The organism is Streptomyces sp. NBC_00873, assembly GCF_045207415.1.
Taxonomy (GTDB): Bacteria; Actinomycetota; Actinomycetes; order Streptomycetales; family Streptomycetaceae; genus Streptomyces.
The window spans coordinates 4,511,086-4,524,494 of record NZ_CP108803.1; the positions used below are offsets into that span (position 1 = coordinate 4,511,086).

Here is a 13,409-nt window from a genome sequence, read left to right on the forward strand (position 1 = left end):
GCAGGTCAGTGCGCGTCTGCCGGAGCCGTGGAGAGCACGACGGTGAAGATCGTCCCGACACCCACCGTGCTCTCCACGTCGATCGTCCCCCGGTGATCGGTCACGATCTGCCGGGCGATGGAGAGCCCCAAACCGCTGCCGCCGGTGGCGCGGCCCTGGGCCGCATCCGCCCGCCAGAACCGGTCGAAGAGGTGGGGCAGATGCTCGGCCGGTATCCCCTTGCCGGTGTCCCGCACCTGAAGGACCGCCGAGTCGCCGTGCCGGACCAGAACCAGCCTCACGGTGCCGCCCGGTGCCGTGGCCCGTAGCGCGTTGCCGACGAGATTGCCGACGACCTGACGTAGCCGGTCCGTGTCGGCGACCACGAACACCTGCTGCGGCGCCTCCAGCTCCAGGACCACGCCGGCTGTTTCGGCCTGGGCCCGATGGGCCGCACGGCAGGTTTCCAGGCAATCGCGCAGATCGACAACAGCGTGGTGGTAGGTGAGCGCACCGGCCTCGGCGAGCGCCAGGTCCTGCAGATCGTCCACGATCCGCTGCTGCAGCATCGCCTCCTCGTGGAGGGAGTCGAGCAGTTCGGGGGTCGGCTCGACAAACCCGTCCTGCAGCGCTTCCAGATAGCCGCGCAGGTTGGCCAGCGGGGTACGCAGCTCGTGTGCGATGTCGCCGGTGAGGCGGCGCTGACGCTCCTCGCCGGCCTGGACGGAGTCGGCCATCCTGTTGAAGGCACGCCCGAGTTCGGCGATTTCGTCCCGGCCGGAGACGGGAACCCGTCGCTCCAGATCTCCTTCCCCCAGCCCCCGGGCGGCCAGGGTCAGGGCACGTATCGGGCGCAGCACGGCCCTGCTCAGGAGCAGCCCGCCGAGGATGACGGCAAGGCTGACGCCCACCGCGACGACCACCGTGGGCGCGGCGGCCAAAGTGGGCGGCGACTCGTCCCGTACGCCGAGGCGGACCTGAAGGCGCGACGGCGCGACGGAGACGGTCCGCTCGTCAAAAACGCGCTGCAGACACGCGGCGAGACGCTCCTCGGACACGCACCTGAAGGCGGCGTCGTGATCCTGGGCGGCGCGCGGATTCACCTCGGCTGTCGGCTCCCTGCACTGGGGTGAACGACGGTCCGTGCTGATGATCCGGGGGATGCCGATGCTGTTCGGCCGGGACGTCACCTTGACGCCCGCCCGGGTCAGACAGGCCTGGTACGCCGCCACGGCACGGTACTCACCGATCGCGGCCACGGTGAGCTTGACCGAGGCCAGCGGCACTTTCCCCTTGGGTAACCGCAGCCCGGGGCGGGGGTCGACCAGGACCGGGGGCCGACTGCTCACCGCGCGCGGCTCGCGGCCCGCGAGGGCGTCGGAATCGGCCAGCAGTACATCGGACTCCGTGGTGACCCGGATGCGTTGCCCGGTGTCCCTCTCCAGCTCACCCACCGTCGGCGCGACACCTTCCCAGGTGCCGTGCTCGAATCCGTACGAACGGAGCTCGCCGGTGATCCGGGACACCTCCTGCCGCCCCGCACGGTCGGACTCACGTACCTGACTGGTGATCTGACGTAATGTCAGCCACGCTGTGGCCGCCGTGGCGGCCATGGCGACCAGCATCAGCAGGCCAAGGACCCGAAGCCGGAAACTCACCGCACCTCACCGGACTCGTTCGACAGCCGGTAGCCCCGCCCGTAGACGGTCTCCACATACCGCGTGCCCCCACGGCCCTTCTCCAGCTTCCGCCGCAGATTCATCACATGGGCATCGACCGTGCGCTCCAGGACGTTCTGGTCGAACCCGAAGACCCGGTCGATGATCTGTGCCCTGGTGAACACCCGCCCCGGCTCCCCCGCGAGCACGGTCAGGATCGCGAACTCCTTGCCGGTCAGCACCACCGGCTCCCCCACCACGCGAACTTCGAAGCGGGAGGTGTCGACCTCCAGGTCCCCGGCCGTGAGCACAGCGGACTCCGTGCGCCCGGCCGCCTTCGCCCTCCGCAGCAACGCCCTGACCCGCGCGGTCAACTCCCGTGGGCTGTACGGCTTGGTCATGTAGTCGTCGGCCCCGAGGTCGAGGCCGAGGAGCATGTCCTCCTCCGTGGCGCGCGCGGTGAGCAGCAGGATGGGTACCTGGGACTCGGCGCGCAGGATGCGGCACACGTCGAGACCGTCGACGTTCGGCATCATCACGTCGAGCACGATGAGGTCGGGCCGGGAGGATCTGGCCCGGTCGACCGCCGAGCGGCCGTCGGCGACGATCTGGACCTCGTTCCCCTCCCGCTCCAGGTAGATCCGTATCAGTCGCGCCTGTTTCACGTCATCCTCGGCGACCAGAATGCGAGCGGTCAACGAGACTCCTCCGGCTGGAACGTCACGTGAAGCCTGCGTGACAGCGGCGACAGGTGACGGCCGTACAGCCCAGCCGGATCCGGCGAGATCTCCGCCGCGTCCGCGATCCGGTCCGCCGTGGTCGCCTCGTACCCGTCCCCCGCGAAGAACCGGTACGCCTCCCGTCGAATCCGCTCCCGCGTCCTCTGCTGCTTGCGTTCGCGCAGACCGAGAGGCGCGGCCGAGGTCTCCTGCGTCGTCATACGGTCGATTCTGCGTCCTGCGGCACCGGCGTGGCCACTCTCCGCCGCCGGGCCCGAGCGGCGACGGCGGCGACCGCCTGACCCGACGGCGTCCCCGGACGTGCGCCATCAGGACCGACGGCCGTCAGACGTCGGACAGCCGCACGGGCAGCGACTTCAGGCCGTTGATGAAGTTCGACACCAGGCGGCGCGGTGGGGCCGCGAGGTGGAGTGGGGCAGGCAGGGTGCGGCAGGCCTCGTCGTACAGGGCACGCAGCTGGAGGCGGGCGAAGTGGGCGCCCAGGCAGACGTGGGGGCCGTCGCCGAAGGAGATGTGGGGGTTGGGGGTACGGGAGAGGTCCAGGGCGCACGGGTCCGGGAAGACGCGTTCGTCGTGATTGGCGGAGGCGTGGAAGACGACCACCTTGTCGCTGGTACGGATGCGCGTGCCTGCCAGATCCGTGTCCCGGGTGGCGGTCCGGCGGAAGGTCAGGACCGGGGGGTGGCGGCGGAGCAGTTCGTCTATGGCGGTGGTCAGCTCCACCTCGCCGTTGCGCAGGCGGCGGTAGGCGTCAGGGTTTCCCGCCAGAAGGTGCAGGCCGCCGGGGGCTGCGCTGCGTACCGTGTCGTTTCCTGCCACCACAAGCAGGAAGAAGAACATCTCCAACTCCGGCTCGGCGAGTTCGGGGTCCGTGGCCAGGGCCGTCATCACGTCGTCGCCGGGGTGTCGGCGCTTGTGTGCCGCCAGTGCGTGCGCGTAGTCGAACATGTCACGCAGAGATGCCGGGGATCGCGGGTTGACCGGCTTGCCGTCCGGGCCCAGTACCGGTGTTCCGGCTTCGTCGGGGTCCTGGTAGCCGATGACACGCCGGGTCCAGTGCAGGAGGAGTCCGCGGTCGCTGTCCGGCACGCCCAGCAGGTCGGTGAGGTTGAGCAGGGCGTAGTCGTCGGTGACGTGTGCGACGAGGTCGCAGGTGCCGTCGGTGGCCCGCGCCTGGGCGACCGCCCGGGTGAGCAGGGAACGAGCACGTTCACGGACGACTGTCTCGAAGCGATCCACGCGCTTCGGCGTGAAAGCGCGGCTGACGAGCACACGCAGTCGCCGGTGGTGCGGTGGGTCCTGGTTGAGCATCATGCGGCGGATGAACGGCAGGTCGGCGGGGTCCGGGTCACGGATCTGAGTGGCGCCCAGGTACGAGGAGTACGTCGAGGAGTCCTTCAGTACCCGGACAGCGTCCCGGTGCCGGGTGACCGCCCAGAAGCCGGGGCCCGCCGGCCAGCCGAGTACCTCCGGCTCCTCCTGCCACGCCACGGGGTGGTGATCGCGCAGGTGGCGGTAGCGGTCGTGGGGGATGCCCTGCGCGTACTGCCTCGGGTCGAAGACGTCCGGTACGGGCGTCCGCTCCGGCGCTTCGGGGGCGGGCCCGCTCATGCCCTCGCCCCACCGTCCTCCGTATCGGCCCGTAGGAAGTCCTCCACCACGCGGATCAGGTCGAGCGGGGCCTCGTCCATTGCGTAGTGGCCGCACGAGGGCAGCTCCACCAGTTCGGCCCGGGGGAACCAGCGCATCCAGGTGGCGCGCTGCAACTCGGCCGACAGTGCCGGGTCCAGCGCGCCCACGACCGCCAGGGCCGGCACGGGCGAACCGTCGATCCGGTCGTGGAAGTCCTCCCCCGCCCAGGAATCCAGCCACGCGCGGAACGCCTTGGCATCGCTGCGTTCGAGCGAGCGACGCACCATGCGGTCCAGCCAGCCGGCAGGGCGCCGGCCTCCCGTGGTGATGTCGAGGATGGTCCGACGGTTCTGAGGGGTGTGCGCCGCCGCGGAGAAGAGTTCCCACTGGTCGGGCGGGAGCGGCAGGCCGGACGCAGGGACGGGCGACACCCCGACGATTCTGCGCACCCGTTGCGGCGCGATGGCCAGCGTCCGCTGAGCGACGGAGCCGCCCATCGAATGGCCGATCAGCGAGAACCGCTCCCAGCCGAGCCGGTCGGCCAGCGCGACCACGTCCGCGGCGCCCTCGGCCGTCGTGTACGCACCGCTCGCGTCCTTGGCCTCGCCGTATCCCCGGAGGTCCACGACCGCGTACTGGAACGAACCGAGGTCGAGGTCTGCCACCACCGGGTCGTACGCGGAGCGGTCGGCCAGCCAGCCGTGTACCGCGATCACCTTGTGCGGGCCGTCGCCGTGCAGTCCATGCGGCAGAACAGGCAATGCGGTCACGCTGACTCCCGTCACCGTACGGATCGGACCGGTCGGTCACCGGCCCGACCCCGCCCACGGTGGAGGCAACCCCGTTTTCGCGCAAGGCCCCACGCAAGTGCCTCGCGCTGCTGGGCAAGCAGCTGGATGTCCGGCCGACCGGCTGGCGCGCCGCGGCGGGTCCGTACGGGGTCCGGCTCGGCCGGTCTCCTCGAAGTCGCCCTGGAGCTCGCCAAGACCCACCGCACCCCGGCCAACAAGGTGCGTTTCGCCTGGTGGTCGGCGGAGGAGAACGGGCTCAAGGGATCGGAGGCGTACGTCGCGAAGCTCGACCCGGCCCAGCAGAAGCAGATCGCTCTACCTCAACTTCGACATGATCGCCTCGCCGAACGGCGCCCAGTTCGTCTTCGACGGTGACGACTCGGACGGGGTCGGCTCGGGCCCCGGCCCCGAGGGCTCCGCCCAACTGGAGTGCGACATAGCGGACTTCCTCGACCGGACCGGCACGCCGCACGAGGGCACGGACTTCACCGGACGCTCCGACTACGGACCGTTCATCGACGTCGGCATCCGGCGACCGCCGTCGGCGCGCCGACGGCGTACCCGTCGGCGATCTCCCGGGCCTGCTGCGGCAGTACGCCGGCACCCTCGCCGGCGCCCGCTCCCGTGCCCGCTTCGGTACCCCCGCCCGTGCCGTCGCTGTCACTCATCGCGGCCCCTATTCCGAAATGCCTGCATTCATGACGTTTTGGCCAGCATCGCAGTACCGCTCCATGGCTGCGCCCGGAGGCTCTTGACCGGTAGGCTTTCCGTGTGATCTTCAAGCGCATCGGAAATGGGCGGCCATATCCCGACCACGGCCGGGAAAGCACCCGGCAGTGGGCGGATGTCGCGCCGCGCCCGGTCCGCCTCGACCAGCTGGTGACGACCAAGGGTCAGCTGGACCTCGAAACCCTCCTCGCCGAGGACTCGACGTTCTACGGCGACCTGTTCGCCCACGTCGTGAAGTGGCAGGGCGACCTCTATCTGGAGGACGGGCTGCACCGCGCGGTCCGCGCGGCACTCCAGCAGCGCCAGGTGCTGCACGCCCGCGTCCTGGAACTCGGCTGACGGTCCAGCGGCTCGGTGAGCCGACGGTCCGCGTACTTCGCCGCACCGGGTGCTTTCGGGTGCATTCACACCCGGACGGGCGCCATCCGCTGATCATTTAGTACGTATCTTCACCGGGTCGCACTACGCTGCGCCCATGAGCATGCTCACTCCCCCCGGCATGGGCGGAAAGTACCGCATCACGGGTGACAAGTACCCGCGCATGCGCCGCCCCCGGCACCGCCGCACACTGGTCCTCGCGTCCATTGCCTCCGTGGTGGCCCTAGGGCTGGCCGGTTGGGGCACGATGCAGCTCATCGACGTCTTCACGGGCGGCGACAAGCAGGCCAGCGCCGCGGACCGCAGGGCCGACTGCCCCACGCCCAAGCCATCCACGCCCGCCAGGGCACTGCCGGCACCGGCGAAGATCACCGTCAATGTCTACAACGCGACGCCGCGCGGCGGACTGGCGAAGGCCGCCGCCGACGAGCTGAAGAAGCGCGGCTTCCGCATCGGCAAGGTGGGCAATGCCTCGGCCGCGTACGACAAGAAGGTCCCCGGGCCCGGGGTACTGCTGGGGGCGCCGACGGCCACGAACGGCACGTTCCCTGTCCTCGGTACGCAGCTGACGGGCGCCACGCCGAAGACCGACGCGCGCAGGACGGCGGACGTCGATCTGATCATCGGTACGGCGTTCAAGAAGCTGAACACACCGAAGGAAGCCGCCGCGGCCCTCGCCGCCCTCAACAAGCCGGCCCCGGCGCCCTCCTCCTGCCGCTGAGAGGCTGTCCCGTCGTCACGCCGCGCAGCAGACGCCGGTTCGACGACAGGGCCTCGGGGCGCACGGGCCGAAAGCCCTGGTCGAAACCGCGACTCAGCCGACGGTTCCGTACATCCGGTCGCCCGCGTCGCCGAGCCCCGGCACGATGTAGCCGTTCTCGTTCAGCCGCTCGTCGACCGAGGCGGTGACCACGGTCACCGGCGTACCCGCCAGCTCGCGCTCCATCACCTCGACGCCCTCGGGCGCCGCGAGCAGCACGACGGCGGTGACATCGTCCGCACCGCGCTTGATCAGCTCCTGAATCGCCGCGACCAGCGTGCCGCCGGTGGCCAGCATCGGGTCCAGGACGTAGACCTGGCGGCCCGAGAGGTCCTCCGGCATGCGCGTCGCGTACGTGGACGCCTGGAGCGTCTCCTCGTCACGGATCATGCCCAGGAAGCCCACCTCGGCGGTCGGCAGCAGCCGCACCATGCCGTCGAGCATGCCGAGACCGGCTCGCAGGATCGGCACGACCAGGGGCCGCGGGTGCGACAGCTTGACCCCGGTCGTCGGTGTGACCGGGGTCTCGATGTCGACCTGCTCGGTGCGCACGTCCCGGGTGGCCTCGTACGCGAGCAGGGTGACCAGCTCGTCGGCGAGCCGCCGGAAGGTCGGGGAGTCGGTGCGCTTGTCGCGCAGGGTGGTGAGTTTGTGCGCGACCAGCGGGTGGTCGACGACGTGGATCCGCATGGGTTCAACAGTAACCGGGCTCCCTCGCACCTGTGCGCTGGCATCAACCGCACGTTCGGAGGGAAGGTGGGGGCATACGGACCCAGGCTTGGGGTGATGTGCGAATGGCGGACGGGGAGCAGCAGCAGCGGGACCAGCCGGCCCCGCGGGACGCGCAGGACGCGCCGGAGACCGAGACCGAAGCGGAGCGCCGCAGACGGCGCGCCCACTTCCTCCGCGAGCTTCATGAGGCGAAGGCGCTGCGCGACCGGGTCAAGCCGCGCCGCGCCCGGGCCGCCCGAATGCGCCAAGCCATGCGGATGCGGACCTTCCGCTGGTAGCGCTCCGAGCAGCCGGACAGCCCCTTCGGAGCAGTGTCCGCGACAACTGATCCACGACGCAACGGTCGAACTACTCTCGTGAACGCTAGGTTTCTGCCACGATTCCGATGGGCGGGACGCAGGGCAGCCGGATCACCGGATGCCCTCCCGCCGGACCGACACCCCTATGACCAGTGGGAGAGTCACGGTGTACTTCGCCGCACTGCTCGCGCGCACCGAAGACGGGTGGGAAGCGAGCGACACGGAGCTCGACGATGTGGAGACCCTGTCCAATCTGACGGATCTGGCCCGTGAGGCCTCGGTGGACGAGGACACGGTGCTCGTCTTCATCGAACAGGAGGACGCCTGGTTCGGCGTCATCCGGGTGGACGGTGAGGAGGACCCCCGTATCTACATCTCGGACGCGTCCGCCGCCGCCCGCTCCTCCTACGGGGAGATCCTGCTCACCGATGAACTGCTCGGCCGCGAACCCGAGGCCGAGGACTCGATTGCCGCCCTCGAAGAGCTCGTCGGCCTCGACGGTACGGAGGACGGCGAGCCGGATCACGCCACCGACAATCAGACCGACGCCGACGACAACGACGGGCTCGACGCCGACGCCGTACCGACGGGTCCGCTCGGAGACACCGGGATCCTGTCCGATCTCGGACTTCCCGAGAAGGAGCTGCTGATGCTGCGCACGGACGCCCTGGTGGAGATCGCGGACGCGCTGGGCGCGGCCGAGGTCCTGGAGACCGTCCGTTAGGGTCCGCGGGTGACCGCACCACCGGGCCCGCACGGACCGCAAGAACCCCACGCCCCGACGAACGATCCCGTACGGGACCCATGGCGGGCGGCCATGCGCCGCGCCCTGGACGAGGCCGCACGCGCGGCGCAGGCCGGTGATGTGCCGGTCGGCGCCGTCGTCCTCGGCCCGGACGGCACCCTGCTCGCCACGGGACACAACGAACGCGAGGCGACCGGCGACCCGACCGCGCACGCCGAGATCCTTGCCGTCCGCCGGGCCGCCGAGGCGCTCGGCGCATGGCGGCTGACCGGCTGCACGCTGGTGGTCACCCTGGAGCCGTGCACCATGTGCGCGGGCGCACTCGTGCAGTCCCGGGTGGCCCGGGTCGTCTACGGGGCACGGGACAAAAAGGCGGGCGCGGCCGGTTCGCTCTGGGACCTCGTACGGGACCGGCGGCTCAACCACCGCCCCGAAGTGATCCACGGAGTTCTGGAGGACGCCTGTTCCGCCCAGTTGACGGCCTTCTTCCGCGACCGCTGACCCGGCGGCGCGCCCAGCCTCCGACCCGGCTTCCGCACACGCGGGAGAATCGGATTTCAACCCACGGCCGGGATGGTCTAAACTCTCTCTCGGTAGCGTGTCCGAGCGGCCGAAGGAGCTCGCCTCGAAAGCGAGTGTGGGGAAACTCACCGAGGGTTCAAATCCCTCCGCTACCGCTTCAAAAGACCGCCTCTGATCCTGTGAAAGCAGATCGGGGGCGGTTTTTTTGTGTCCCTGTGTGCAACACGCCGTGCCACACCCTGCGCGAGGAAGGCGGCACGTCGGACCGCCTGCCGGCGTGCCCGACGCCGACGGTCGGCCAGTGGGGCCAGGATCGCTCCGGGGCAGCGACACACCGGATGCGGTATCCAGCCCACGGCCGATCCGTGCGCCCCTGGCGGTTGCCTTCCTTGACGGTCTCCGTCGCCCTGTCGGGGCTCTCGTGGAGGATCGCCGGCGTTCCCCGACATCGAACCCTCCCTCCCACCGACACGCCGTCCCGGTCATTTCCCCGGCCTCACCCCCGGCGGCCGGACAGGAATCACTGCTCGATCTACATCAGCGGCGCTCCCTGCCCGATGTGCATGAGCGCCATCTACTGGTCCCGGATCGATGCGGTGTACTTCAGCTGCGACCTGGAAGACACACGCCGGATCGGCTTCGACGACGGCTATCAGTACGAGGACTTCATGAAGCCGCTCGACCAGCGAAGGATCAGGATCGAGCAGGTCCATCCCGAAATCGGCGCCCAAGCCTACGACTCGTGGACGAGCAAGCGGGACCGGCACCCGCACTGACGACACCAGGGCCGGAGATCCACGCCGTCATGGTGCACGGTGGAGCGAGACCGGAAAGACGCTCCTCCCGGCAGAAGTGCCTCGATGGGGCGCTGCGGGTTCAGACTCGGGCGTGCGTGGTGATGTCGGCGGTGAACTCGGCGATGACGGCGGGGGTCACTGTCGGACGGCACTGGCGGAGCGCGGCGCGGTAGTCGTCGGTGTGCGCGCCCGCCTCGGCGAAGTCGCGTTCGAAGGCAGCCTGGGCCCGCGATCCGGGCCGTGTGCTCGATGTCGGCCGGGGTGAACAGCTCGCCGGCCGCGACGAGCGCGTCCAGGTCGACATCGTCGCGCCGGGCGGAGCGGCGCGACCAGATCGCCGCGCGGGCAGCCGGGTCCGGGGTGCCGATGGGGATCAGGTAGTCGAACCGTCCGGGACGCAGGAAGGCCGGGTCGAGGGAGCGGATGGAGTTGGTGGCGCAGACCAGCAGCCGCTCGTCGCGCTCGCGGAAGCCGGGGATGAGCTTGAGGAGTTCATTGGTGACGCCGTGCATCCCGGGCTCCGGGCGTGCGCCGCGTACGGGAGCGATCTCCTCGACCTCGTCGATGAAGACCAGCACCCGCTGCAGTTCCCCGATCCGGGCGAAGGCCGTGCGCAGAGCGGCGGCGAGATTGCCTTCGTCCGCCAGTCGGGACGGCAGCAGTTCGACGAAGGGCCAGCCGATGCGGGAGGCGATGGCTCGGGCGAGGGTGGTCTTGCCCGTCCCCGGCGGACCGAACAGCGTGATGGCGCGCGGCGGTATGACCCCGTGCCGGGCGGCACGTTCGGGTTCGGCCAGGCCGAGGCATCGGGTCGGGGGTGTGATCGGAAACCTCATCGAAACCCCCCTCGGATACGGCCATTCGTGCGGATAGAATCGCGCGATCGCACAGGGGATCGAAGGGGAGGTAGGGGCTGATGGCGCAAGCGAAGAAAATCGCGCTCTACATGGTTGTCGTCTTCGTGCTGTACACGATCATCCACTCCCCCAAACGGGCCGCGGATCTTGTCGGGGTAGGGTTCGAGGGCATTTCGAGTGCGGCACAGGGCGTCGGCGATTTCATGACCGAGCTCGTGAAGTAGGAGTACCCCATGATCCGTCATCTGGTCCTGTTCAAGCTGAACGACGGCGTGAAGCGTGACGATCCGCGTGTTGTCGCCGGGGCGAAGGCGTTCCAGGAGCTCGGAGGGCAGATCCCGGAGCTGGAGTTCTGGGAGTGCGCCTGGAACATCACCGACCGGCCGATCGCGTACGACTTCGCCATCAACTCCGCGGTCGCCGACGAGGACGCCCTGGGACGCTACGTCGCACACCCGGCCCATCAGGCCGCCGCCGGACAGTGGAAGGCTTTCGCCACCTGGGTGATTGCCGACTACCCCTTCTGACCTCCGCGGTCCCGGAACCCACAGGCCCCTCGCCATTTCGGTGAGGGGCTTTTCCATGTGTTTAAACCAACCTGACCCCAACACGACACTGCACGGTGCTTGCACACAGTGGACATGTCTTGTGATGCTATGACCGCTTTTGACGGATGAGTTGACCGAAGTTGACCGCAAAGGGGTGGCCTCACCGTGCCGGCCAGTACAGCGCCTCAAGTGCCTCCCCAGATCGTCCAGAACGACGATGCCCAAACCACCCAAGCAGCCCAGTCCGATCAGTCCGCCCCGGCGACCCGGGCCGCCCCGGTGGCCGAGACCGTCCAGACCGAGACGCCCGATGGCACGACGCCCGCCAGGACCCGGGGCGCGGACACCAGGGCGCTCACCCAGGTCCTCTTCGGCCAGCTCAAGGAGCTGGAACCGGGGAGTGCGGAGCACGGCAGGGTGCGGGCCGCGCTGATCGAGGCGAACCTCCCCCTCGTGCGGTACGCCGCGGCGCGCTTCCGGAGCCGTAACGAACCCATGGAGGACGTCGTCCAGGTCGGCACCATCGGGCTGATCAACGCCATCGACCGGTTCGACCCCGAACGCGGCGTCCAGTTCCCGACCTTCGCGATGCCCACCGTCGTCGGCGAGATCAAGCGGTACTTCCGGGACAACGTGCGGACCGTCCACGTGCCGCGGCGGCTGCACGAGCTCTGGGTGCAGGTCACCGGCGCCACCGAGGATCTGACGACCGCGCACGGCCGCTCGCCCACCACCGCGGAGATCGCCGAGCGCCTGAAGATCTCCGAGGAGGAGGTGCTGGCCTGCATCGAGGCAGGGCGCTCCTACCACGCGACCTCGCTGGAAGCCGCCCAGGAGGGCGACGGGCTGCCCGGACTGCTTGACCGGCTCGGCTACGAGGACCCCGCCCTCGCCGGGGTCGAGCACCGTGACCTGGTCCGCCATCTGCTCGTCCAGCTGCCCGAGCGCGAGCAGCGGATCCTGCTGCTGCGCTACTACAGCAATCTGACGCAATCACAGATCAGCGCCGAATTGGGCGTTTCTCAGATGCATGTGTCAAGACTGCTGGCCAGAAGCTTCGCACGACTTCGATCCGCAAACAGGATCGAGGCGTAACCGGATCGGGTAAACCGATCAAAGTCCCTCTCGGGCAGCCCGAATGCCGCACACCCCCTGTTAACTGCGCATACGTCACCTGGACTTGTCGACATGTCACTACAGCGTGTTGCCGACATGTGACATTCTGCGTGAACCGCGTTTGCCGCAGCCCCACCTCCGGTATTCAGGTGGAGGCTGCGTTCCTCCGATGGTCGTGGCTACCGCGACCGTCCGCGACCTCAAGGGGGTGGCATGTCCGCAGAACAGGGCAGCTCGAAGGTGCTCACGCTCACGAAGAGCGCACCCGCACCCGTTGTGCTCACCAGCTCGTCGGAAGCCATCGACACCCGGACTCTGTCCCGTTCCCTGTTCCTGCGGCTCGCCGCCCTGGGTCCCACGCCGGGGCCCGACGGACCGGACAGCCCGGAGCGTGCCTACGTGCGGGACACGCTCATCGAGCTCAACCTCCCGCTGGTGCGGTACGCCGCGGCACGGTTCCGGAGCCGTAACGAACCGATGGAGGACATCGTCCAGGTCGGCACGATCGGCCTGATCAAGGCGATCGACCGGTTCGACTGCGAACGGGGCGTGGAATTCCCGACGTTCGCGATGCCCACCGTCGTCGGCGAGATCAAGCGCTTCTTCCGCGACACCTCCTGGTCGGTGCGGGTGCCGCGCCGGCTCCAGGAGCTGCGGCTCGCGCTGACGAAAACGAGCGACGAGCTGGCCCAGAAGCTCGACCGTTCGCCGACCGTGCCGGAGCTCGCGGTGGCGCTCGGGGTCTCCGAGGAGGACGTGGTCGACGGCCTGGCCGTCGGCAACGCGTACACCGCCTCCTCACTGGACTCGCCCTCCCCGGAGGACGACGGCGGCGAGGGCTCGCTCGCGGACCGGCTCGGCTACGAGGACTCCGCGCTGGAAGGCGTCGAGTACCGCGAATCGCTGAAGCCGCTGCTGGCCAAACTCCCACCCCGGGAGCGGCAGATCATCATGCTGCGGTTCTTCGCCAACATGACCCAGTCGCAGATCGGCGAGGAGGTCGGCATCTCGCAGATGCATGTCTCACGTCTGCTGACCCGGACGCTCGCTCAGCTCAGGGAGGGGCTCATCGCCGACTGACCCACGCGCAGTCGTGCGAGGGTTCCGAATTGACGGGCCGTCAGTC

The 13,409-nt window shown here is 69.4% G+C and carries 18 protein-coding genes, 1 tRNA gene and 2 pseudogenes; 13 read left to right on the forward strand and 8 right to left on the reverse strand.

From position 1 onward, the window contains the following. Positions 1–5: 5 nt before the first annotated feature. From OH809_RS20725 to OH809_RS20745, 5 genes are all read right to left on the reverse strand, one after another. Entirely contained in the window at positions 6–1,637 is a 1,632-nt protein-coding gene (locus OH809_RS20725) for a sensor histidine kinase (RefSeq protein ID WP_406421018.1), read from the reverse strand. Continuing rightward, a complete protein-coding gene (locus OH809_RS20730; protein ID WP_406421017.1) occupies positions 1,634–2,335 on the reverse strand; it encodes a response regulator transcription factor in 702 nt (233 codons plus the stop codon). The genes OH809_RS20725 and OH809_RS20730 overlap by 4 nt, the downstream gene beginning before the upstream one ends. Further along, on the reverse strand, positions 2,332–2,577 hold the full coding sequence (locus tag OH809_RS20735) for a hypothetical protein (protein ID WP_406421016.1): 246 nt from the start codon (positions 2,575–2,577) through the stop codon (positions 2,332–2,334). The genes OH809_RS20730 and OH809_RS20735 overlap by 4 nt, the downstream gene beginning before the upstream one ends. Before the next feature lie 124 nt (positions 2,578–2,701). Then, positions 2,702–3,988 (reverse strand): cytochrome P450, encoded by a 1,287-nt coding sequence (locus OH809_RS20740; protein WP_406421015.1) that lies wholly within the window; start codon positions 3,986–3,988, stop codon positions 2,702–2,704. Beyond that, positions 3,985–4,779 carry an alpha/beta fold hydrolase gene (locus tag OH809_RS20745; RefSeq protein ID WP_406421014.1) on the reverse strand — a complete coding sequence of 265 codons (795 nt, stop codon included), beginning with the start codon at positions 4,777–4,779 and terminating at the stop codon, positions 3,985–3,987. Before OH809_RS20745 ends, OH809_RS20740 begins: the two co-directional genes overlap by 4 nt. A 98-nt stretch (positions 4,780–4,877) precedes the next feature. Between OH809_RS20745 and OH809_RS20750 the strand changes: the two are divergent. Beyond that, positions 4,878–4,949: pseudogene (locus tag OH809_RS20750) on the forward strand (Fe-S cluster assembly protein HesB); the annotation flags it as partial. Beyond that, positions 4,948–5,329: pseudogene (locus tag OH809_RS20755) on the forward strand (M28 family peptidase); the annotation flags it as partial. The pseudogenes OH809_RS20750 and OH809_RS20755, both read left to right, overlap by 2 nt. Here the strand turns inward: OH809_RS20755 and OH809_RS20760 are convergent. Continuing rightward, positions 5,313–5,468: a hypothetical protein gene (locus OH809_RS20760; RefSeq protein ID WP_406425486.1), complete on the reverse strand. Its 156-nt coding sequence runs from the start codon at positions 5,466–5,468 to the stop codon at positions 5,313–5,315. The pseudogene OH809_RS20755 and the gene OH809_RS20760 sit on opposite strands and share 17 nt — an antisense overlap. A 103-nt stretch (positions 5,469–5,571) precedes the next feature. Between OH809_RS20760 and OH809_RS20765 the strand changes: the two genes are divergently transcribed. Then, positions 5,572–5,868 (forward strand): type II toxin-antitoxin system VapB family antitoxin, encoded by a 297-nt coding sequence (locus OH809_RS20765; RefSeq protein ID WP_003955420.1) that lies wholly within the window; start codon positions 5,572–5,574, stop codon positions 5,866–5,868. Positions 5,869–6,028: 160 nt separating this feature from the next. Then, complete coding sequence (locus OH809_RS20770) at positions 6,029–6,628, forward strand: LytR C-terminal domain-containing protein (protein ID WP_406425081.1); 600 nt, start codon at positions 6,029–6,031, stop codon at positions 6,626–6,628. Positions 6,629–6,721: 93 nt separating this feature from the next. On the opposite strand, the gene upp is transcribed toward OH809_RS20770, so the two are convergent. Then, entirely contained in the window at positions 6,722–7,357 is a 636-nt protein-coding gene (gene upp / locus OH809_RS20775) for a uracil phosphoribosyltransferase (protein ID WP_350988165.1), read from the reverse strand. 104 nt (positions 7,358–7,461) lie between these two features. Between upp and OH809_RS20780 the strand changes: the two genes are divergently transcribed. The 5 genes from OH809_RS20780 (at position 7,462) to OH809_RS20800 (ending at position 9,741) form a co-directional block, all read left to right on the forward strand. After that, positions 7,462–7,677, forward strand: a complete 216-nt coding sequence (locus OH809_RS20780) for a hypothetical protein (RefSeq protein WP_406421013.1) — start codon at positions 7,462–7,464, stop codon at positions 7,675–7,677. Positions 7,678–7,864: 187 nt separating this feature from the next. After that, positions 7,865–8,422 (forward strand): hypothetical protein, encoded by a 558-nt coding sequence (locus OH809_RS20785; RefSeq protein WP_406425079.1) that lies wholly within the window; start codon positions 7,865–7,867, stop codon positions 8,420–8,422. 93 nt (positions 8,423–8,515) lie between these two features. Beyond that, positions 8,516–8,944 (forward strand): tRNA adenosine(34) deaminase TadA, encoded by a 429-nt coding sequence (tadA, locus tag OH809_RS20790; RefSeq protein WP_406425077.1) that lies wholly within the window; start codon positions 8,516–8,518, stop codon positions 8,942–8,944. A 91-nt stretch (positions 8,945–9,035) separates the two neighbouring features. Beyond that, positions 9,036–9,120, forward strand: a tRNA-Ser gene (locus OH809_RS20795). 408 nt (positions 9,121–9,528) lie between these two features. Then, the gene (locus OH809_RS20800) at positions 9,529–9,741 is read left to right on the forward strand and encodes a hypothetical protein (protein WP_406421012.1); all 213 of its coding nucleotides are present in this window, start codon (positions 9,529–9,531) and stop codon (positions 9,739–9,741) included. Here OH809_RS20800 and OH809_RS20805 read toward each other — a convergent pair. Continuing rightward, a complete protein-coding gene (locus OH809_RS20805) occupies positions 9,699–10,598 on the reverse strand; it encodes an ATP-binding protein (RefSeq protein ID WP_406421011.1) in 900 nt (299 codons plus the stop codon). The two genes, OH809_RS20800 and OH809_RS20805, sit on opposite strands and share 43 nt — an antisense overlap. An 80-nt stretch (positions 10,599–10,678) precedes the next feature. Here OH809_RS20805 and OH809_RS20810 point away from each other — a divergent pair, with 80 nt between their 5' ends. The 4 genes from OH809_RS20810 to OH809_RS20825 all read left to right on the forward strand — a co-directional run bounded on the left by OH809_RS20810 (position 10,679) and on the right by OH809_RS20825 (position 13,363). Then, the gene (locus tag OH809_RS20810) at positions 10,679–10,843 is read left to right on the forward strand and encodes a hypothetical protein (protein ID WP_406421010.1); all 165 of its coding nucleotides are present in this window, start codon (positions 10,679–10,681) and stop codon (positions 10,841–10,843) included. Between the two features lie 9 nt (positions 10,844–10,852). Continuing rightward, the gene (locus OH809_RS20815) at positions 10,853–11,146 is read left to right on the forward strand and encodes a Dabb family protein (protein ID WP_359109554.1); all 294 of its coding nucleotides are present in this window, start codon (positions 10,853–10,855) and stop codon (positions 11,144–11,146) included. 186 nt (positions 11,147–11,332) lie between these two features. Beyond that, positions 11,333–12,262, forward strand: coding sequence for an RNA polymerase sigma factor SigF (locus OH809_RS20820; protein ID WP_406421009.1), 930 nt, complete (start codon positions 11,333–11,335; stop codon positions 12,260–12,262). Positions 12,263–12,496: 234 nt separating this feature from the next. Continuing rightward, complete coding sequence (locus OH809_RS20825; RefSeq protein WP_406421008.1) at positions 12,497–13,363, forward strand: RNA polymerase sigma factor SigF; 867 nt, start codon at positions 12,497–12,499, stop codon at positions 13,361–13,363. Positions 13,364–13,409: the final 46 nt, after the last annotated feature.